The 20,367-nt window shown below is 71.7% G+C and carries 19 protein-coding genes; 8 read left to right on the top strand and 11 right to left on the bottom strand.

Going from position 1 to position 20,367, the window contains the following annotated elements:
* Positions 1-31: 31 nt before the first annotated feature.
* A complete protein-coding gene (locus IAG44_RS10385; RefSeq protein ID WP_187746851.1) occupies positions 32-976 on the bottom strand; it encodes a hypothetical protein in 945 nt (314 codons plus the stop codon).
* 79 nt (positions 977-1,055) lie between these two features.
* Here IAG44_RS10385 and IAG44_RS10380 point away from each other — a divergent pair, with 79 nt between their 5' ends.
* The 5 genes from IAG44_RS10380 to IAG44_RS10360 all read left to right on the top strand — a co-directional run bounded on the left by IAG44_RS10380 (position 1,056) and on the right by IAG44_RS10360 (position 7,877).
* Positions 1,056-1,250, top strand: coding sequence for a DUF3046 domain-containing protein (locus IAG44_RS10380; protein WP_187746850.1), 195 nt, complete (start codon positions 1,056-1,058; stop codon positions 1,248-1,250).
* Positions 1,251-1,310: 60 nt separating this feature from the next.
* Positions 1,311-2,552, top strand: coding sequence for an AI-2E family transporter (locus tag IAG44_RS10375; protein WP_246561623.1), 1,242 nt, complete (start codon positions 1,311-1,313; stop codon positions 2,550-2,552).
* 288 nt (positions 2,553-2,840) lie between these two features.
* Entirely contained in the window at positions 2,841-3,974 is a 1,134-nt protein-coding gene (recA, locus tag IAG44_RS10370; RefSeq protein ID WP_187746849.1) for a recombinase RecA, read from the top strand.
* A gap of 6 nt (positions 3,975-3,980) precedes the next feature.
* Positions 3,981-4,844: a recombination regulator RecX gene (recX, locus tag IAG44_RS10365; RefSeq protein WP_187746848.1), complete on the top strand. Its 864-nt coding sequence runs from the start codon at positions 3,981-3,983 to the stop codon at positions 4,842-4,844.
* Between the two features lie 504 nt (positions 4,845-5,348).
* Complete coding sequence (locus IAG44_RS10360; RefSeq protein ID WP_187746847.1) at positions 5,349-7,877, top strand: FtsX family ABC transporter permease; 2,529 nt, start codon at positions 5,349-5,351, stop codon at positions 7,875-7,877.
* A 12-nt stretch (positions 7,878-7,889) separates the two neighbouring features.
* On the opposite strand, the gene IAG44_RS10355 is transcribed toward IAG44_RS10360, so the two are convergent.
* From IAG44_RS10355 to IAG44_RS10325, 8 genes are all read right to left on the bottom strand, one after another.
* Positions 7,890-8,267 carry a rhodanese-like domain-containing protein gene (locus IAG44_RS10355; RefSeq protein WP_187752606.1) on the bottom strand — a complete coding sequence of 126 codons (378 nt, stop codon included), beginning with the start codon at positions 8,265-8,267 and terminating at the stop codon, positions 7,890-7,892.
* Positions 8,268-8,401: 134 nt separating this feature from the next.
* Entirely contained in the window at positions 8,402-8,929 is a 528-nt protein-coding gene (locus IAG44_RS10350) for a cupin domain-containing protein (RefSeq protein WP_187746846.1), read from the bottom strand.
* A gap of 70 nt (positions 8,930-8,999) precedes the next feature.
* Positions 9,000-9,047: a hypothetical protein gene (locus tag IAG44_RS44515; RefSeq protein WP_309506048.1), complete on the bottom strand. Its 48-nt coding sequence runs from the start codon at positions 9,045-9,047 to the stop codon at positions 9,000-9,002.
* Between the two features lie 200 nt (positions 9,048-9,247).
* Positions 9,248-10,837: an FAD-dependent monooxygenase gene (locus IAG44_RS10345; RefSeq protein WP_187746845.1), complete on the bottom strand. Its 1,590-nt coding sequence runs from the start codon at positions 10,835-10,837 to the stop codon at positions 9,248-9,250.
* A gap of 175 nt (positions 10,838-11,012) precedes the next feature.
* Positions 11,013-11,918, bottom strand: a complete 906-nt coding sequence (locus IAG44_RS10340; protein ID WP_187746844.1) for an amino acid ABC transporter permease — start codon at positions 11,916-11,918, stop codon at positions 11,013-11,015.
* Positions 11,915-12,580 carry an amino acid ABC transporter permease gene (locus tag IAG44_RS10335; protein WP_187746843.1) on the bottom strand — a complete coding sequence of 222 codons (666 nt, stop codon included), beginning with the start codon at positions 12,578-12,580 and terminating at the stop codon, positions 11,915-11,917. The genes IAG44_RS10340 and IAG44_RS10335 overlap by 4 nt, the downstream gene beginning before the upstream one ends.
* A 109-nt stretch (positions 12,581-12,689) precedes the next feature.
* Positions 12,690-13,538, bottom strand: a complete 849-nt coding sequence (locus IAG44_RS10330; RefSeq protein ID WP_187746842.1) for a glutamate ABC transporter substrate-binding protein — start codon at positions 13,536-13,538, stop codon at positions 12,690-12,692.
* Positions 13,539-13,594: 56 nt separating this feature from the next.
* On the bottom strand, positions 13,595-14,371 hold the full coding sequence (locus IAG44_RS10325) for an amino acid ABC transporter ATP-binding protein (RefSeq protein WP_187746841.1): 777 nt from the start codon (positions 14,369-14,371) through the stop codon (positions 13,595-13,597).
* Positions 14,372-14,680: 309 nt separating this feature from the next.
* On the opposite strand from IAG44_RS10325, the gene IAG44_RS10320 reads away from it, so the two are divergent.
* Positions 14,681-15,367, top strand: a complete 687-nt coding sequence (locus IAG44_RS10320; RefSeq protein WP_187746840.1) for a response regulator transcription factor — start codon at positions 14,681-14,683, stop codon at positions 15,365-15,367.
* A gap of 9 nt (positions 15,368-15,376) precedes the next feature.
* Entirely contained in the window at positions 15,377-16,783 is a 1,407-nt protein-coding gene (locus IAG44_RS10315) for a sensor histidine kinase (RefSeq protein WP_187746839.1), read from the top strand.
* On the opposite strand, the gene IAG44_RS10310 is transcribed toward IAG44_RS10315, so the two are convergent.
* On the bottom strand, positions 16,780-17,781 hold the full coding sequence (locus IAG44_RS10310; protein WP_187746838.1) for a TAXI family TRAP transporter solute-binding subunit: 1,002 nt from the start codon (positions 17,779-17,781) through the stop codon (positions 16,780-16,782). The genes IAG44_RS10315 and IAG44_RS10310 overlap by 4 nt on opposite strands.
* A gap of 189 nt (positions 17,782-17,970) precedes the next feature.
* Here IAG44_RS10310 and IAG44_RS10305 point away from each other — a divergent pair, with 189 nt between their 5' ends.
* Positions 17,971-18,375 (top strand): pyrophosphohydrolase domain-containing protein, encoded by a 405-nt coding sequence (locus IAG44_RS10305; RefSeq protein ID WP_187746837.1) that lies wholly within the window; start codon positions 17,971-17,973, stop codon positions 18,373-18,375.
* Between the two features lie 139 nt (positions 18,376-18,514).
* Here the strand turns inward: IAG44_RS10305 and IAG44_RS10300 are convergent, their stop codons facing one another.
* Positions 18,515-20,029 carry a hypothetical protein gene (locus tag IAG44_RS10300; protein WP_246561620.1) on the bottom strand — a complete coding sequence of 505 codons (1,515 nt, stop codon included), beginning with the start codon at positions 20,027-20,029 and terminating at the stop codon, positions 18,515-18,517.
* Between the last annotated feature and the right edge of the window lie 338 nt (positions 20,030-20,367).

Raw genomic sequence — 20,367 nt, 5'->3', positions numbered from 1 at the left:
AGCTGGGATTTTGCGGGTGCAGGGGGACGAGTCAGGCGAGGGGACGGCCGTACGCCCGCAGAGTGCGCAGGGCGTCGAGCGTCGCCACGGAGCGGGCCTCAAGGGCCGCGGAGGGGGCCCAGTGGCGGCGGTGGACCGGCCAGCCGCCGTCGTCCCGCTGCTCCGCGGCGAGGAAGTCCAGGGAGCGGGACATCTCGGCGTCGGTGAACCACGCGCGCGCGAGGGAGTGCGGGGTGCGGGCGAAGTCATGGGGGAAGCGGTGCTCCCCGGGCGCGTAGCCGTCGGCCACCGGACACTCCTCCAGACGGTCCGGGTCCAGGGCGGCGAGGCGCTGCTCGCGCACCAGGCGGCCCAGACGGTCGGCGGCGACCTCCGCGCGGGAGCGGTCCGGAACGGAGTCCAGGAAGACGACGGCGGCCTCCACCTCGTACGGATGGGAGCCGTGCAGGGACTCCACCGCGCGCCAGCAGAAGTCGGTCGCCCGGAACAGCCAGGCGTGCCACACCTCGTTGCGGTGCAGCAGACCCGTCACCGGGCCGGTGGTCAGCAGCGCGCTCGGCGGGGCGTCCACGACCGGCACGGACGGCGCGGCCGGGTACCCCCGCTGGGCGGGCAGGAGGGCCGGCAGGGCGCCGTCGGCCGTCGAGACCGACGTCAGATGGCGGCACAGCTGCTCGACACGCCGCCCGCCGCAGCGCGCGACGGCGTCCAGGACGCGCAGCGCGTACACGGCGTGCGGGGGCTGGCCGACGGGCCCGCGCAGGTCGGGCTCCAGGGCGTGGCCGTACCCGCCGTCCGCGGTGCGGTAGGCGTCGAGCGCCGTCTCCACGGGGTCGGCGGAGGCGCCCAGGAAGTGGTGGGCGAACAGCCGCTGCTCCAGCACGCGCGCGTTGAGCCAGACGAAGCGCTCCGCGCGCGCGAGCGGGGAGCGCGCCGGGGGCGTCGGGGGGAGGGGGGAAGCTCCTGGTTCGGGCATGTCGCCGACCGTAGGGCGGAAAGCGGTTCCGGTGGGGACACACGGCCAGGGTGTACCCGGGGGGCGGGATACTGGTGTCATGCGGTTGACGGTCTTCTGGCAGCGGATGGCGGAGCATTTCGGGGCGGGGTACTCCGAGACCTTCGCGCGGGATCACGTGATGGCGGAACTCGGCGGGCGGACGGTGCACGAGGCGCTGACGGCCGGCTGGGACGCGAAGGACGTGTGGCGTGTCGTGTGCGCGGTGATGAACGTTCCGCACGAGAAACGCTGATCCGCGGCGAAGATCGCGGGAGAGTGCCGGAATGTCGGTGGCGTGGGCGAGACTTGGGGCGTGGCATCGACTGAGGAGACCGGGCGGCTCGCCCCGCAGACACCATCGTCCGGCGCGGCGACGCCGCCCGCGGAGCCGCCGGCCGACGGCAGGGACGCGGCGGGGGAGCGCATGCCGCGGTGGCTGCCGCGCGCGATGGCGCTCGCGCTGGCCCTCATCGGCGTGTTCCAGCTGGGCACCTGGGCGTTCCACGAACTGCTCGGGCTGCTGATCAACATCCTCATCGCGTTCTTCCTCGCGCTCGCCGTCGAACCCGCCGTCAGCTGGATGGCGTCCTACGGGATGCGCCGGGGGCTCGCGACGTTCCTGGTCTTCTTCGGGCTGCTGATCGCCGTGGCCGGGTTCATCACGCTCCTCGGGTCGATGCTCGCGGGGCAGATCGTCAAGATGGTCGACGGGTTTCCCCAGTACCTCGACTCGGTCATCCACTGGGTCAACACGACGTTCCACACCGAGTTGAAACGGGTGGACATCCAGGAGGGGCTGCTGCACTCCGACTGGCTGAAGAAGTACGCGCAGAACAGCGCGGCCGGGGTGCTCGACGTCTCCACGCAGGTGCTCGGCGGGCTCTTCCAACTGCTGACGATCGCCCTGTTCTCGTTCTACTTCGCCGCCGACGGGCCCCGGCTGCGGCGGGGGCTGTGCTCGGTGCTGCCGCCGGCCAAGCAGGCGGAGGTGCTGCGGGCCTGGGAGATCGCCGTTGACAAGACCGGGGGATACCTCTACTCGCGCGGGCTGATGGCGCTGATCTCCGGGGTCGCGCACTACATACTGCTCCAGGTCCTGGAGATCCCGTACGCGCCCGTGCTCGGTCTGTGGGTCGGGGTTGTCTCGCAGTTCATCCCCACGCTCGGCACGTACCTCGCGGGGGCGCTGCCCATGCTGATCGCGTTCACCGTCGATCCCTGGTACGCGCTGTGGGTGCTGGTGTTCGTGGTCGTGTACCAGCAGTTCGAGAACTACATGCTCCAGCCGAAGCTGACGTCCCGGACGGTGGACATCCATCCCGCGGTCGCCTTCGGGTCCGTGATCGCCGGGACCGCGTTGCTGGGAGCCGTGGGGGCGCTGATCTCGATCCCCGCGGTGGCGACGCTCCAGGCGTTCCTCGGGGCGTATGTGAAGCGGTACGACGTGACGGACGATCCGCGGGTGCAGGGGCGGCCCCGGCGGGAGAGCACGACCCGGCTGCGGGATGTGTGGGGGCGGCTCGGGGAGCGTGCGCGGGGGGTTCGGGGGCGGTAGGCCGGGGGTGTCCCGGGGGACACGTGGGGTGAGGAGCGGGGTGTGGAGAGGGTGTGGATTTACGCTCGGACAGCCGTGTGGTGCGCTTGACATGAAAATCGAACATCCATTCTGATTGAGGTTCCGGCGAGGCTTTCGGCGGGAACTTCTGTGGCTGATTTGCCCGAGTTCGGGCGGATAAGTGGCCGAGTTATCCACAGGCTGGACCGGCGTCGAGGCGCGTTGTCAGTGGCAGGCGTTAGCGTCTTGGACGTGAAGCGATCGACTCAAGCAAACCGGGTGGAACCCATGGCAGGCACGGACCGCGAGAAGGCGCTGGACGCCGCGCTCGCACAGATTGAACGGCAATTCGGCAAGGGCGCGGTCATGCGCATGGGCGAGCGGTCCATGGAGCCGATCGAGGTCATCCCGACCGGCTCGACCGCGCTCGACGTGGCGCTCGGCGTCGGCGGCCTGCCGCGTGGCCGCGTCGTCGAGGTCTACGGACCGGAGTCCTCCGGCAAGACCACGCTGACGCTGCACGCGGTGGCGAACGCGCAGAAGGCCGGCGGCCAGGTCGCGTTCGTGGACGCGGAGCACGCCCTCGACCCCGAGTACGCGAAGAAGCTCGGCGTCGACATCGACAACCTGATCCTCTCCCAGCCGGACAACGGCGAGCAGGCCCTGGAGATCGTGGACATGCTGGTCCGCTCCGGCGCCCTCGACCTCATCGTCATCGACTCCGTCGCCGCGCTCGTCCCGCGCGCGGAGATCGAGGGCGAGATGGGCGACAGCCACGTCGGCCTCCAGGCCCGGCTCATGAGCCAGGCCCTGCGGAAGATCACCAGCGCGCTCAACCAGTCCAAGACGACCGCGATCTTCATCAACCAGCTCCGCGAGAAGATCGGCGTGATGTTCGGCTCCCCGGAGACCACGACGGGTGGCCGCGCGCTGAAGTTCTACGCCTCCGTGCGTATCGACATCCGCCGCATCGAGACCCTGAAGGACGGCACGGAGGCGGTCGGCAACCGCACCCGCGTGAAGGTCGTCAAGAACAAGGTCGCGCCGCCCTTCAAGCAGGCCGAGTTCGACATCCTCTACGGCCAGGGCATCAGCCGCGAGGGCGGCCTGATCGACATGGGCGTGGAGCACGGCTTCGTCCGCAAGGCCGGCGCCTGGTACACGTACGAGGGCGACCAGCTCGGCCAGGGCAAGGAGAACGCCCGCAACTTCCTGAAGGACAACCCCGACCTCGCCAACGAGATCGAGAAGAAGATCAAGGAGAAGCTGGGCGTCGGGGTCCGTCCGGAGGAGCCCGCCGCCGAGCCGGGCGCGGACGCCGCGATCTCCGCGCCGGCGGCCGGCGCCGCGGACGACGCGTCCAAGGTTCCCGCTCCCGCCGCCAAGGCCGCCAAGACCAAGGCCGCGGCTGCGAAGAGCTGATCCTCCGTGACACGACGAACCGACTGGGCCGAGTACACCGACCCCGACGCCTTCTGGGACCCGGCGGACGACGCCGGGCCCCGGCGGGACGGTGACAGCCCCTTCGCGGACGGCGGCTGGCCGGGGGAGAGCCCGTACGACGCCGACGGATCCGGGGACGGATCCCGAGGCGACTCTTCCCCGGGCGGCGACCGGCCGGGAGACGGCCGAACGAGAGGCGGCCGTGCGGGGCGTGGCAGGGTCGGCGGGGGCGGTCCGCGCGCGGGGCGCGGGCGTCGCCGGAACGGCTTCGGGGAACCGTCCACCGGGCGGTCCGCCGAGAACGGAGGCGCTTCCGACTCGTCGAGGGCCGAGAAGGGGGAGTCTTCGGGGGACCCGGCTGAGCGGGCGCGGGCGATCTGCCTGCGCCTGCTCACCGGGACCCCACGCACCCGGAAACAGCTCGCGGACGCCCTGCGCAAGCGGGAGATCCCGGACGAGGTGGCCGAGGAGGTGCTTTCCCGGTTCGAGGAGGTCGGGCTGATCGACGACGGCGCCTTCGCGGGCGCCTGGGTGGAGTCCCGGCACCACGGCCGGGGCCTGGCCCGACGGGCTCTCGCCCGGGAACTGCGCACCAAGGGCGTCGACTCGACGCTGATCGACGAGGCGGTCTCCCAGCTCGACTCCGAGCAGGAGGAGGCCACCGCCCGTGAACTCGTCGCCCGCAAGCTGCGTACCACTCGGGGACTCGACCGGGACAAGCGCGTCCGCCGCCTCGCGGGCATGCTCGCCCGCAAGGGCTACCCCGAGGGCATGGCCCTGAGGGTCGTCCGCCAAGCGCTGGAGGAGGAGGGGCAGGAGACCGACTTCCTGGACGGGGAGGAGTTCTGAGCCGGCGTCGGGTGGTGCCGGACGGGGGCCGTGCGCGGGGGCGCGGGACGTGAGGGCTCCAGGCGGCGCGCGGTGCGAACGGGCGTCACCACGAAGCAGGGCGCCCCGCCGAACTCTTCGGCGCAGGCGCGTGCCTCTTGGCGCTGGTGAAGCGTTGTCCTGCTGAGGCGGGGGTGCAGTCGTGGGGGCGACGGCCGGTATCCGGCCCGGGGCATCGGCTCCGGGACGGGTGGCCGTCGAGGTGGGGGCATCGGAGGACCGGCTCCGGACAGGGTGGACGCGCGGGGGCGCCGATCGTGTCCGGGCCGGGCCCGGTGAGCTGCCCGGGAGCGGCGGGTCCCCCGCGCGGGGAGCGGCGCGGACGGTGCCGCGTCCCGGAATCCGGGGTGGGGACAACCCCCCTACGAAGACGCCGGATCACCGCAGTGCACGGGCACGGGCGTGCGGGCGAGTGTGGACACGTGCACTCCACACCCCGCACAACAAAAGAGAGAACCCGCCCCCATGATGCTGCGTTACGCCTTGAAGTCGGTCCGCGCCCGCAAGGCGAGCTTCCTCGGCGCTTTCCTCGCCCTGATGTGCGCGGCGGCGCTCGTCACCGCCTGCGGCACCCTCCTGGAGACGGGACTGCGCGGCACGATCCGGACCGAGCGGTACGCGGCGACGCCCGTCCTGGTCTCCGGTGACCAGAACGTCCACCAGACCACCGTCAAGCACAAGGGCGACAAGACCAAGGTCAAACACAAGGCCAAACCCATCGCCGAACGCGCCTGGCTGCCGACGGGACTGGAGCGACGGATCGCCACCGTCCCCGGCGTGGCCCGCGTCGTCCCTGAACTGACCTTCCTCGCCGCCCCGTCGACCCCCGGCACCGACCCCGGCCGCCCTTCCTACGGCCACGCCTGGGACTCCGCTGCCCTGACGCCGTACCGCCTCGCGAGCGGCACCGCTCCCCGGAACGCCACCGACCTCGTCATCGACAGCTACCTCGCGCAGCGGGCCCGCCTCACGGTCGGCGACCGGCTCACCGTGCAGTCGACACAGGCCCCGCGCGCCTACCGGATCAGCGGAATCGCGACCCCGGCGACGGACGTGCGCCACCAGACGTCCCTCTTCTTCTCCGCCGGCGAGGCCCGCAGGCTGGCCGCGCACCCCGGGCAGGTGAGCGCGTTCGGCGTGCTCCCGGCCGAGGGCACCGACCCCGGCGCGCTGAAACGGGCGGTCGCGCGGGCGCTGGACGGCACCACCGCCCAGGTCGCGGCCGGCGACGCGCGCGGTCCCGTCGAGTTCCTGGACGCCGCTGCCGTGCGGGTCCAGCTGATCAGCATGGGCGGGGCGATGGGCGGGACCTCGCTGCTCGTCGCCGTGCTGGTGGTCGTCGGGACCTTCGGACTCAGCGTGCAGCAGCGCCACCGGGAACTCGCCCTGCTCCGCGCCGTCGCCGCCACCTCCGGCCAGATCCGCCGGCTGCTCGGCCGGGAGGCGCTGCTGATCGGCGCGGTTGCCGGTGCCGTGGGTGCCGCCGCCGGGCTGCCGCTGGGGAGTTGGCTGCACGGCAGGTTCGTCGCCCTGGGAGCCGTACCCGCCACGCTGGACCACTCCGTCAGCGTCTTCCCGTCGCTCGCCGCCTTCGCCGTGACCCTGCTGGGTGCCTGGGCCGCCGCGCGGGTCGCCTCCCGGCGGGTCGCCCGGATCCGGCCCGTCGAGGCGCTTGCCGAGACCACGACCGTGAACGCCCGGCCCGCGTGGGGCAGGATCGTCGCCGGCCTGCTGCTGCTCGCGGGCGGCGGCGTCCTGGTCGCCGTGCTCGGCGTCCTGCGCACCGAGCCCGCCGCGACCCCGGTCACCTTCCTCGCCGTCATCGTCCTGTCCACCTCCGTCGCGCTCCTCGGCCCGCTCCTCGTCAAAGCGGCCACCCTGCTCCTCGCCGGCCCGCTCGGGCTGACCGGCCACGGCGGGCGGCTCGCCACCGCCAACCTGCGCGGCAACGCCGTCCGGATGGCCTCCGTCGTCACCCCTCTCACTCTGCTCGTCGGTATGACCTGCACCGTTCTGTTCGTCCAGCCCACCCTCGGTGACGCGGCCCGCGCCCAGGCGAGGGAGGGGGTGCGCGCCGACTGGGTCGTCGGTTCGGCGGGGCCCGGTGTGCCTGCCCAGGCGGCGCGGCGGCTTCGCGCACCCGGTGATGCCGTCACCGAGGTCGTCCGCACCACCGTCCGGGTCGGCCTCGACAAGTACCCGGCGCAGGGCGTCACCCCGGCCGGTCTCGCCCGTACCTGGGATCCCGGCGTCACTGCGGGCTCCCTCGACCGGCTCGCCGGGAACACCGTCGCCGTCAGCGAACTGGCCGCGGACCAGCTCGGCCTGGCGCCCGGCTCCGCCCTGAAGCTGACGCTCGGCGACGGGACGCCCGCCACGCTCACCGTCGTCGCCGTCTACTCCAGGGGGCTCGGTTTCGGGGACCTCACCCTCGCGCACGACCTCGTCGCACGCCATGTCGACAACCCCTTGTCCGCCTCCCTCCTCGTCAGCACCAGCCGTACACACAGAGAACTCGCGAACACTCTCCGTGAGTTCCCGGATCTGGACATTCTTTCGCCGGACGCGGCGGACTCGCTCCAGGCCGCCAGGCAGCAGCAGAACGCCGAGGTCAACCTGCTCGCGATGGGGCTGGTCCTGGCCTTCACCGCCATCGCCGTCGTCAACACGCTCGGCATGTCCGTCGCTGAACGGGTCAGGGAGTTCGCGCTGCTGCGTCTCGCCGGAGCGACCCGCCGGCAGGTACTGCGGATGCTGCGCACCGAGGCGCTGTCGATCCTGCTGCTCGCGACCGCGCTCGGCAGCGGCATCGCCCTCGCCGTGCTGAGCGCGTTCAGCGTCGGCATGACGGGGCGTGCCGCGCCGGCCGTCGCTCCGCTCGTGTACGTCACCGTCGTCGCCGTGGCCGGGCTGCTCGCGCTGGTGGCGACGGCCGTGCCGGGGCGGGTGGCGCTGCGGGTGCGGGCGGTGACGGTGGCGACGGCGCGGGAGTAGGCGCCCGCGCGGCTACCGCGTCACCGGCAGCCCCGCCGCCTTCCACGCCTGGAACCCGCCGACCAGGTCGGTCGCCCGGTGCAGACCGAGCTGGTGCAGGGAGGCGGCGGCGAGGCTGGAGGCGTAGCCCTCGTTGCAGATCACGACGACGCGCAGGTCGTGGCCGGTCGCCTCGGGGAGACGGTGACTGCCCTGGGGGTCGAGCCGCCACTCCAGTTCGTTGCGCTCGACGATCAGGGCGCCGGGGATCAGCCCGTCCCGGTCCCGCAGGGCCGCGTACCGAATGTCGACGAGCAGCGCGTCGCCCGCGCGCGTGGCGTCGTACACCTCCCGTGCCTCCACGCGCGCGTAGCGGGCGCGCACCTGCTCCAGGAGGGCGTCTATGCCCAGGGGACTCGCGGGGTGGCCCTCCTGGGCCTCGGGGCCGCTCGCAGCGACCGGACCGCCGGGCCCCGGACCGCCCTCGCCGACGGCGCCGTCCACGGCAGTCTCGTCCACAGTGGCCTCGTCCTCCGCGCGCCCGCTCACTGCCAGTCCTCCGGCCGCTCGACCTGCTCCAGGCGCAGCACCTGGCCGGTCCGGCTGTAGCGGCGGATGCGGGGGAGCGGCGGGTAGTACGCGTGGACCGAGACCGCGTGCGCGTCGGCGGACTCGTTGAGGACTTCGTGGACGTGATGACGGCCGAAGGCGCGGCCCTGGCCGGCGGGCAGACGGCGTTCGCGGTCGACGTCCTCCGTCAGCTCCAGGGTCTTCCAGCCGTCGGTCGGGAGGCGGGCCGCCAGGGAGTGCTCCTTGAGCGTGCCCCGGGCGGTGAGGAACGCGCCCACCGAGTCGGCGTGGTCGTGCCAGCCGGTACCAGTGCCGGGCGGCCAGCCGATGAGCCACGCCTCACTGCCGCCGGGCCCTTCGAGACGGATCCAGGTGCGGCCCTCGGGGTCGAGCGGGAGGGACGCGATCAGCTCGGCGTCGTCGGCGGTACGCCGTACGAAGTCCAGGAGGTCGGCCTGGGTGGGGGTGCGGGTGAGCGTGGGGGAGGAAGGGGCGACAGACACGTACACCGTCCTGGTGGGGTTCGCGGAGAGCACGCGGCAGGCACGCGCGCGTGGAGGTGAGGTAGGCGAATCAGCAGGACGGGCGACACACGCAGCCCGCGTAGCGGACGAGGTCCATATGGACCCTCCGCCACAGGTGCACACAGGTGTCGGTCACGATCCGGAGTAGACCATGGGCGTGCGGGCCGGTCAACTGGCCGTCACCATACGGACGGTCAGGGAACGGACGGTGATTTCATCGGACGATACGACCGGAAATGAGGCTCCCTCACGACCGGGGAAACGCCTCCCTCCCGTCAGAAAGCGGACCCCCGCCCCTCACTGCACCCCCGCCTCCACCCCCTCCCGCTCAGCCCCTCCCACCGCCGTCTCCGCCGCCGCGTACAGATCCGCCGGCCGCACCCCGTTCAGCGCGGCCACCAGATGCCCGTCCGGACGGATCAGCAGCACCGTGTGGGGAGCGGCCCCCGGATAGCTCTCGGCGACCAGCAGCTCCGCCGGATAGGGCAGCGCGGTCACGGCGGCGGCGAGGCGGGGCATGATCCCGGCGCCCACCCAGTGCTTGCGCTCCCACACGCCCGTACCCGGCGCGACCAGCACGGCGAGCAGCGCGCCCCGGCCGAGCCGGTCGCGCAGGCGGACGAAGGAGCCGTCCTCGGCGGTCACCCGGACGTCGGTGACCTGCGCGCCGGGCGGGGTGTCCACCGGCACCTCGGCGGCCAGGTGCCGGGGCGCGAGCGGCGAGTCGGCGTGGTCGCCGGGGGCGCCGAGCGGGCCGCGGCCGAGGTGGCCGTCGGCGAGCAGCGCGTCGTGCCCCCGGGCGGCGCCGGGGACGTACGCGCGCAGGCCCCCGCCGCCGCGCAGCAGCGGCAGCGTCTGGTCTGCGGCGCGCAGCCGGGCGGAGACGGCCGCGCGGCGCTCCGCCTGGTAGCTGTCGAGCAGCGCCTCGCGCGGGCCGTGGTGCCAGGCCGCCGCCAGCTTCCAGGCGAGGTTGTCGGCGTCCCGCAGGCCCTCGTCGAGCCCGTGTGTCCCGAACGCGCCCAGCAGGTGTGCCGCGTCCCCGGCGAGGAAGACCCGGCCCGCGCGCCAGCGCCGGGCGAGCCGGTGGTGCACCGTGTGGACGCCGGTGTCCAGCAGCTCGTACGGCGGGGTCGCGCCGCCGTTCCAGCCGGTGAGGGTTTCGCGTACGCGGGCCACCAGCAGCTCGGGCGTGACGAGGTCCTTGCCGGGCGGAAGCAGCCAGTCGAGGCGCCAGACGCCGTCCGGGAGGGGGCGGGCGGTGACCTCCCCGGCCGACGGTCCGGACGTCCGCCACGGCGGCATCCGATGGAGCAACGACCGACCCTCCCACGGAAGTTCCGCCCGCAGCGCGGCCACGGCGTGTCGCTCGACCGCGGTGCGCCCCGGGAAGCGGATGTCCTGGAGCTTGCGGACCGTGGAGCGGGGGCCGTCGCAGCCGACCAGGTAGCTCCCGCGCCACCAGGTGCCCTGCGGCCCGCGCGTGTGCGCGGTGACGCCGGACGCCTCCTGCTCGATCGTGTCCAGACGGCTGTCCGGGCAGAGCTTCACCAGGCGCTCGCGCGCGACGGCCGTGCGCAACGCGCGCGTGAGGGCGTGCTGGGCGAGGTGCAGGGGGGCCGGTTCCGTGTCGTCGAACGTGACCTCGCGCATCGTCTGCTTGCGCCGCAGCGACCGCCAGCCCGTCCAGCGCAGCCCGTCCAGCGGGGCACCGGCCAGCCGCTCCGCCAGGGCGGCGGTGTCCTCCCGCAGGACGGCCGTCCGCGCGAGCCTCGGCTCGTCCTTCCCCGGGCCTTCGTCCAGGACGATCGACGGCACCTCCTGACGCGCGAGCGCCAGGGCGAGCGTGAGCCCCACAGGGCCCGCTCCGACGATGATCACCGGGTCCACGGACGTCCGCCCCCTGCCTGCGACGGTGCCCTCAGGGACGTAAGTGATTTCGAGGTGGGAGCAGGGTGCACGATCACAGAACGTATGCAACCCATTGCCGGTGCTTGCGTCAAGTGACGGAGGCAGCGGCGCGCACGCCACTGCCTCCGTACAGGTCAAGGGATGTGAGGGGGTGTCAGATGGCTGTGCCTCCTGGTGCACCGCCTGCGCCCGCGCCGAACGTGCCGTCGACGGCGGCAGAAGAGGGATCCAACACCGCGCCCGTGCTGCGCTTGCTGCGCCGCAGACGCTTCTCCAGCCAGCTCGCGAAGCTGGTCAGCAGGAAGTTCAGGACGATGTACATGATCGCGACGACGATGAAGCTCGGGATCTGGTTGGCGTAGTTGGCCGCCAGCGTCCCGCGCGAGTTGAGCAGCTCGGTGAAGCCGATCATCACCCCGCCCAGCGCGGTGTCCTTCACGATGACGACCAGCTGGCTGACGATCGCCGGCAGCATCGCCGTGACGGCCTGCGGGAGCAGGATGCTGCTCATCGTCTGGCTCTTGCGCAGACCGATGGCGTAGGCGGCCTCCGTCTGGCCCTTGGGAAGGGCCAGGATGCCCGCGCGGACGATCTCGGCGAGCACGGCCGCGTTGTAGAGCACCAGAGCCGTCACGACGGCGTACAGGGGCCGGTCCTCGCTCGTGACGTTCGTCGAGTCGGAGAAGAACTGGTTGGCGAACAGGATCAGCAGCAGTACCGGGATGGCCCGGAAGAACTCGACGATCGTCCCGGACGCCGCGCGCACTGTGCGGTGGTCGGAGAGGCGGGCGATACCGAGGACCGCACCCAAGGGGAGGGCGATCACCATGGCCAGCGCGGCGGCCTTCAGTGTGTTGCCGAGGCCGGGCAAGAGGTACGTCGTCCAGGCATCCGACTCGGTGAAAGGACTCCACTGGGCGGACGTCAGCAGATCATTGTCGTCCATCTTCTGCCACACCCACCACACGAGCAGGACGAGCAGGGCGGCGAAGACCACCGAGAGGACGATGTTGCGCACCCGCGCGCGGGGGCCGGGAGTGTCGTAGAGGACCGAGCTCATCGCTTCACCGCCAGTCGCTTGCCGAGCCAGCCGAGGAAGAGGCCGGTCGGCAGGGTCAGCACCACGAAGCCGAACGCGAAGACCGCGCCGATGAGCAGCGTCTGCGCCTCGTTCTCGATCATCGTCTTCATCAGGTAGGCGGCCTCGGCGACACCGATCGCCGCCGCCACCGTGGTGTTCTTGGTCAGCGCGATCAGGACGTTGGCCAGCGGGCCGATGACCGCGCGGAACGCCTGCGGCAGCACGATGAGCCGCAGGGTCTGCGTGAAGTTCAGGCCGATGGCTCGGGCGGCCTCCGCCTGCCCCATCGGCACGGTGTTGATGCCGGAGCGCAGCGCTTCGCAGACGAACGCGGCGGTGTACGCGACCAGGCCGAACACGGCCAGCCGGAAGCCCTGGATCTTGAAGTCGTCGGAGCCCATGGTGACCCCGAAGACGTCGGCCAGGCCGAGCGAGCAGAAGAGGATGATGACCGTCAGGGGGATGTTCCGGACGATGTTGACGTACGCGGTGCCGAACCCGCGCATCAACGGGACCGGACTGACCCGCATCGCGGCCAGCAGGGTGCCCCAGATCAGGGAGCCCACGGCGGAGAGCGCGGTGAGCTTCACCGTCATCCAGAACGCCCCGAGGACGTCGTAACCTTCAAGAAAGTCGAACACGATCTCCCGCGCTTCCGGGTGGGTGGTCTATGGGCGGGCGCGGCGCGCCGCCGCCGTGATCGCGACGTACGGCGGCACGCCTCGGGAACCCTTCGGGGGTGCCCTGCGTTTACTTGACGATGGCGCCGATCTTCGGGGCCGGCTCGTTCTTGTAGTTCGCCGGACCGAAGTTGGCGGTGACCGCCTTCTGCCAGGAGCCGTCGGAGACCATCTTCTCCAGCGCCTTGTTGATCTTGTCGACGGTCGCGGTGTCGCCCTTCTTGACGCCGATGCCGTAGTTCTCGTTGCTGAGCTTCAGGCCCGCGAGCTTGAACTTGCCCTTGTACTGGTCCTGCGCGGCGTAACCGGCGAGGATGTCGTCGTCCGTGGTCAGCGCGTCCACGGCACCGCTCTGGAGGCCGGAGAGGCACTCCGAGTAGGAGCTGTACTCCCGGAGGTTGGCCTTCGGAGCGATCGACTTCTGCACGTTCTGCGCGGACGTCGAACCGGTGACGGAACACAGCTTCTTGCCGTTGAGGTCCGTGCCCTTGGAGATGTCCGAGTCGGCCTTGACCAGCAGGTCCTGGTGGGCCAGCAGGTACGGGCCGGCGAAGTCGACCTTCGCCTTGCGCGCGTCGGTGATCGAGTACGTGGCCACGATGAACTTCACGTCACCGCGCGCGAGAGCACTCTCGCGGTCGGCGCTCTTCGTCTCGACGAAGTCGATCTGGTTCGGCTGGTAGCCCAGTTCCTTGGCCACGTACCTGGCGACGTCCACGTCGAAGCCCGCGAAGGAGCCGTCCGGCTTCTTCAGGCCGGCACCGGGCTGGTCGAACTTGATACCGATCTTGACCTTGCCGCTGCCCCCGCTGGAGGAGCTGCTCGCGTCGTCGTCCTTCTTGTCGCTGCCGCAGGCGGTCGCGGCGAGGGAGAGGGCGAGGACGGCGGCCGAGGCGGCGGTGACCTTGCGAAGCTTCATGGGACGTCCTTAGGGAGCTGGAAGGAGTGCTGGTCCGGCGGTGCGGGTGCGGGCCGTCAGTGGTGCAGGATCTTGGACAGGAAGTCCTTGGCGCGATCGCTGCGCGGGTTGCTGAAGAACTGTTCGGGCGCGGCCTGCTCGACGATGCGGCCGTCCGCCATGAACACCACACGGTTGGCGGCCGAACGGGCGAAGCCCATCTCGTGGGTGACGACGATCATCGTCATGCCGTCCCGGGCGAGCTGCTGCATGACCTCCAGGACCTCGTTGATCATCTCGGGGTCCAGGGCGGAGGTCGGCTCGTCGAAGAGCATCACCTTCGGGTCCATCGCCAGCGCCCGCGCGATGGCCACACGCTGCTGCTGGCCGCCCGAGAGCTGCGCCGGGTACTTGTCCGCCTGGGTACCCACCCCGACGCGGTCCAGGAGCGTCCTGGCCTTCTCCTCGGCCTGCTTCTTGTCGGCCTTGCGGACCTTGACCTGCCCCAGCGTCACGTTCTCCAGCACGGTCTTGTGCGCGAACAGGTTGAACGACTGGAAGACCATGCCGACGTCGGCGCGCAGCCGGGCCAGCTCCTTGCCCTCCTGGGGCAGTGCCTTGCCGTCGATCGTGATGGTGCCCTCGTCGACCGTCTCGAGACGGTTGATCGTGCGGCACAGCGTGGACTTACCGGACCCTGACGGTCCGATGACCACGACGACCTCACCGCGGGCGATCGTCAGATCGATGTCCTGGAGAACGTGCAACGCGCCGAAGTGCTTGTTGACGCTCTTCAGGACGACCAGCTCGTCGGTCGCGGCCGCGTCCTGCTTGGCCACCGAAACTTCGGTCATCGCTCTCTGGCTCCGTCCTCCTCGGGTTTCGAGGACAGTAGTAACCAGTCACGACCAGCGTCATTACATCTGAGGTGAATCTGAGCATCACGATCCGATAGCAATCGGACACGGGTGGTGGCCCGGACGGGCGAGACGCATATCGGCCAGGTAACGGAAGGCGCGCGCAACCGGAACCCGCTTGACGGCGTCGTCGTCCATCAGCGTGACTGCCTTGGTGCACGCGCGCGTAGGGCGTGTTTCGGCACCGGGCCCCGGGGTCATCACAAGGGCTCGGAGCCACGACCGAATGAACTGGGGGAGGCCGGAATGAGACTGCTGCTCGTCGAGGACGACAACCACGTCGCCGCGGCCCTGTCCGCGGTCCTCAGGAGGCACGGTTTCGACGTCACCCACGCGCGCAGCGGCGAGGAAGCCCTCCAGGCGCTCGTGCCCGAGGGCCCGGGATTCGGCGTCGTCCTGCTCGACCTGGGACTGCCCGACCAGGACGGCTACGAGGTCTGCGGCAAGATCCGCAAGCGCACCGCCACCCCGGTCATCATGGTCACCGCCCGCTCCGACGTACGGTCCCGTATCCACGGCCTCAACCTGGGCGCCGACGACTACGTCGTGAAGCCCTACGACACCGGGGAACTGCTCGCCCGCATCCACGCCGTCAGCCGGCGCGCCGTGCACGAGGAGGGCGCCCCCGTCGCCGACAGCGCCCTCGTCCTGGGGCCCGTCCACATCGAGCTGCCGACCCGTCGCGTCACCGTCGACGGCACCGTCGTACAGCTCACCCGAAAGGAGTTCGATCTGCTCGCCCTTCTGGCCCAGCGGCCCGGCGTGGTGTTCCGCCGCGAGCAGATCATCAGCGAGGTGTGGCGCACGAGCTGGGAGGGGACCGGGCGCACCCTGGAGGTCCACGTCGCCTCCCTGCGCGCGAAGCTGCGCATGCCCGCGCTCATCGAGACCGTACGCGGCGTGGGCTACCGGCTCGTCGCGCCGGCCGCGTAGCGGGCACGGGTGCGCACACGCCTGCTGCCGCTGCTCATCGTCCTGATGGCGGCCGTCCTGCTCGCCTTCGGTGTCCCCCTGGCCGTCAGCCTGGCCGGGGCGCAGCAGCAGAAGGTGGTCGTCGACCGGATCGACGACACCGCGCGGTTCGCCGCGCTCGCCCAGTTCGTCACCGTCGCGGGCGACGCCTCCACGGGCACGAGCACCACCAACGAGCGGCGCGACACCCTCCAGCGGGAGCTCCAGAGCTACTACGGCGTCTACGGCATCCGTGCCGGTGTGTTCTACCGAACCGAGGGGCGCATGGCCAACGCCCCGTCCAGCTGGGACCTGACGACGGCGGACGAGGAGGTACGCGCGGCGTTCGGCGAGGCGCTGCTCAGCCGCCGCAGCCACGACCCCGAGCAGGTGTGGCCCTGGGACCGCGGCCGGCTCGTCGTCGCGTCGCCCGTCATCCGGGACGGCGACGTCGTCGCGGTCGTCGTCACCGATTCGCCCACCGGGCCGCTGCGCTCGCGCATCCTGCACGGCTGGCTCGTCATCGGCGCGGGCGAGATCGCCGCGATGCTGCTCGCGATCGGGGCCGCCCTGCGGCTGACGGGCTGGGTCCTCAAACCGGTCGGGATCCTCGACGCCACCACCCACGCGATCGCCAGCGGCCGGCTCAAGTCCCGCGTGGCGGCCTCTGGAGGCCCCCCAGAGCTCCGCAGACTGGCCCGGTCGTTCAACGAGATGGCGGACACCGTCGAGGACGTCCTGGAGCAGCAGAGGGCTTTTGTCGCCGATGCCTCGCACCAGCTGCGCAACCCGCTCGCCGCGCTGCTGCTGCGCATCGAACTCCTCGCGTACGAACTCCCCGAGGGCAACGAGGAGATCGCCTCCGTGCAGAGCGAGGGCAAGCGCCTCGCCCAGGTCCTCGACGACCTCCTCGACCTCGCCCTCGCCGAGCACACCGAGGCCGACCTGCGGATCACCGACGTCGGCCTGCTCGCCGCCGAACGCGTCGCCGCGTGGGCGCCCACCGCCGAGGCCAAAGGGGTGACGCTGGCCGGGGACTGCCCGGCCACCACCGCCTGGGTCGATCCGGTCGCCCTGTCCAGCGCCCTGGACGCCGTCATCGACAACGCCGTCAAGTTCACCCCCCGGGGCGAGAAGGTCCAGGTGTCCGTCGCGGTCGACGGGGCCAACGCGACCGTCGTCGTCACCGACCACGGGCCCGGTCTCACCGACGATGAGCTCGCGCGCGTGGGGGACCGGTTCTGGCGCAGCGGACGGCACCAGAACATCAAGGGGTCGGGGCTCGGGCTGTCGATCTCACGCGCGTTGCTCGCGGCGGGCGGGGGCTCGATCTCGTACGCGGCGCACGAGCCGCACGGGTTGCGGGTGACGGTGCGGGTGCCCAGGACGGCGTCCTAGAGCTTCACCGAGAGGTAGTAGCGGCGCGCGCCCGCGTGGAGGCCCAGCGGGTCCGTGTAGATGGCCGTCCGCAGGTCCACCAGCTGCGCCGAGTGGACGTGGTGGCCGATCTCGTCGCGGCTCTTGATGACCGTTTTGGTCATCCACTCGGCGAGGTCGCTCTTCGTGTCCGCGCGCGTGATCAGGAGGTTGGCGACGGCCACGGTCGGTACCGTCTTGCCGTCTTGGACCTTCGGGTACGCGTCCTCAGGCATGTTGGTGGCCCGGTAGAAACGGGTCTCCTCGTCCCGCTGGTGCATCTTGGCGACCAGGTCGGCGGGGATCGGGACGAAGCGGAACTCGCCGGAGGCGCTGAACAGCTTCTGCAGCCCCTTCGTCGGCACGCCGCCGGACCAGAAGAACGCGTCGATCCGGCCCTCCCGCAGGTGCTCCGGGCCCGAGTCGATGCCCTCGTCCATGGCCGTGATGTCCCTGTCCGGGTCGATGCCCGCCGCGTCGAGCACCCGGTCGGCCATGAGGCGCACCCCGGAACCCTCCAACCCCGTACCGACCCGCTTGCCCCGCAGACCGGCGACCGACGTCACGGGGGAGTCCGCCGGCACGACCAGCTGGAGGTAGTCGTCGTACAGGCGCGCCACCGCGCGCAGTTCGTTCGCCGCGCCCGCGTGCCTGCTGTCGTACATCCCGACGGCGTCGGCGGCGGCGATCGCGAAGGTCGCTTTCCGGTCGGCCACGCGCGCGACGTTCTCCTGCGAGCCGTTGCTCTGGCGCAGGGTGACGTCCAGGTCCGGCATGTCCTTGGACAGCTCGCCCTTCAGCAGGCGCGCGTACTCGTAGTAGACGCCCGCCTGGTTGCCGGTGCTGATCGTGATCGACCCGGACGGTGGCTTGTCGCCCAGGGGCAGCAGCCACCACAGCAGCAGCCCGAGCACGACGACACCGGCCGCCGCGCCTTCGAGCGCGTGGCGTTTGCCGATTCGGGCGGACAGCTTGGGCATGGCGCGATCCTGCCAGGCGGGGCGGGCGGTGAACAGGGCGGGAGGGAGTCGGGGAGGGGAGCGCCGGGGCGTGGGGAGTGGCCTGGGGGCGTCTCGATCGTGTCCCTGGGCCCGGGGACGTCCGGGCCGCGACCGCCGGGGCGGGGATGCCGGGGCGGGGCTGTCAGTGGGCGCCGTTACAGTCGGTGCATGAGTTCGTCGCCCGCCGAATTGGTCCGTGAGTTCCACCGAGCCTTCGGGCTCGACGCCCGCAGTACGCCCGCCGAGGTCGCCCCCGCGCTCGCCGAGCACCGCGGGAAGCTCCTCGCGGAGGAGGCCGCCGAGGTGGCGGAGGTCTCCGTCACCGGCCCGCTCGACCGGCTCGCGCACGAGCTCGCGGACGTCGTGTACGTCGCCTACGGGACGGCGCTCGTGCACGGGATCGACCTCGACGCCGTGCTCGCGGAGATCCACCGGTCCAACATGACGAAGCTCGGGCCCGACGGGGAGGTCGCCCGCAGGGCGGACGGGAAGGTGCTCAAGGGCGAGCACTACGAGGCGCCGGACGTGGCGGCGGTGCTGCGGAGGCAGGGGTGGGGGAGTCAGGACGGGTAGGGGGTTCCCCATCCGGGGCGGGGGCGCTAGGAGGGGCAGGTGAGCCCTTGTCCGGGCAGGGACGCCAGGGCGGGCGCCGTCCATGGCGAGGACGCCCGCACGGACAAGCGGGCCCCCGCGTACGGGGACCCGCCCGGCCTCACTCCGGTGAGCCCGCCAGCTTCCACTCGCGGTGCAGCGCGCCCAACGGGATGTCCCGCTGGAACACGGGCGTGCCGAAGATCGACAACTGGAACCGCAGGGTCCCGGTGAGGTCGATGCCGCCGAACAGCGCCCAGGTGCCCCGGGCCTCGAAGTCGCCGTCCGTGCCGGTGACGGAGAGCCGGCCCTCACCGCGCACGTACGGCGCGAGGTCGGCGACGACGCCGACGGTGCCGTACAGGCCCACGCTCGCCTCCGCGCCCAGCGCCGCCTTGACGGAACCGGCGGACGTGACGGACGTCCGGACCGGAGTGCTCGTCACCGTCGAGGAGTTGACCGGCGACCAGCCCTGGCCGAGCCCGAAGGTCCCGCCCGCCTTGAAGTCGCCCTCGACGCTCTGCTCGACGTCGACCGTGACCTTGCCGTCGCCGGTGATCTGGACGTAGCAGGTCAGGTCCAGGTTGACGACGACGGGGACCGGCCCGACCTGGAGCACCGGGTCGGCGTGCAGCTTGGCGAAGGGGATGCGCTGGGTGGTCGCCGAGGCGGCGGCGCGGCCCCTGAGGGCCCAGCCGGAGGACCAGTCGCCGGAGACGCCCAGGTACGCCGAGAGCGGGGAGGCGTCGGCGCCCTCGCCCCCGTACGTGAAGTCGACCTGCGGGGCGACCTGGACGAAGCCGGACACGGACGCCGAGGCCGACGCGGACGCGTCGCCGATCTCCGGCAGCCCGGCGGTGACGTCGAGACGCAGGCTGCCGAGCGGCACGGTCGCGCCCTTCGGGCCGATGTGTACGTCCTCGGTCTTCGACCAGGAGATGTCGACGTCCGGCAGGAGCTTGTCGATCCGGAACGCGGACGGGTCGACGGGCACGCTCCCCTTCGCCGTCTCGTCGGCCAGCAGCGCGTTCAGTTGCGCCGGTTCGGTCTCCACCTCGGTGCCCTCGTCCGTCTCGCCGAGGACCTTGGTCACCTTGGCGAGCAGACCGTTGGGGGCGCCCGGGGCGGGGGCGCTGGCGATGACGTCGCCCACGGCGGTGGACTGGGCGGGAGCCGAGTCGGTGGGCGAGGGAGAGGACGGCGGGGAGGACGAGGCCGATTCGGAATCGGAAGGGGACGCGGAGGCGGTGGGCGACTCCGTGTTTCCGGTGGTTTCCGAGGGGCTTGGGGAATTTGTGGGCGATGGGGAACTTTCGCTTCCCTTGCCCCCGTTGGAGGAGATGACGGCCCGTCCGGTCCGGCTGTCGTACGAGGCCACGCTCAGCTTTCCGGCCTTCACCCGCCCGCCGGACCCGCCGCCGGGGCGCGCGGTGGCGGTCGGCACGTCGTCGGGCGCGGCGACGACGGCCAGCGGGGCGTCGTCCGGAGCGGGCGTCGAGAGGTCCGCGACGATCTGTTCGTCGGCCGCGGCGGGGCGGTCGTCCGCCGGGGCGGCGGAGCAGCCCGCCGCGAGGAGCAGGGCGCTCGCGGTTAAGGCGGGCAGGAGGGCGCGGTAGGGCCTCGTGCGTCGGCGCAACGTCAGTCCTGGAGGTGAGGGGGGTGAAGGAGTGAACGACCGGCGGGGCAGGGCGCCTTACTCGCCGGTAACGGTCCATGAGCATGCCACGACAACCACACGGAGGTTCCACGGTTTGATCACAACGAGATGTGACCTGCGTCATGCGGGAGGCGTTGTCGGACGCTTCCTGACGGTGTGGGAGAAGTTGTCGGACGGGCGCTCAACTCCCTTTCCAGGAGGGCGACTTCTTCTGGAAGGGCGACTTCGGAGCCGCGTCCACTCCGCGGGCGCCCGCATGGCGAACGGCCCCCGAAACGGCGCCTACCGCGCACCGCTCCGAGGGCCGTACGGCCGGG

Origin of the sequence: Streptomyces roseirectus (assembly GCF_014489635.1) — a bacterium.
Taxonomy (GTDB): Bacteria; Actinomycetota; Actinomycetes; order Streptomycetales; family Streptomycetaceae; genus Streptomyces; species Streptomyces roseirectus.
This window is presented reverse-complemented; position numbering and strand designations above follow the sequence as displayed.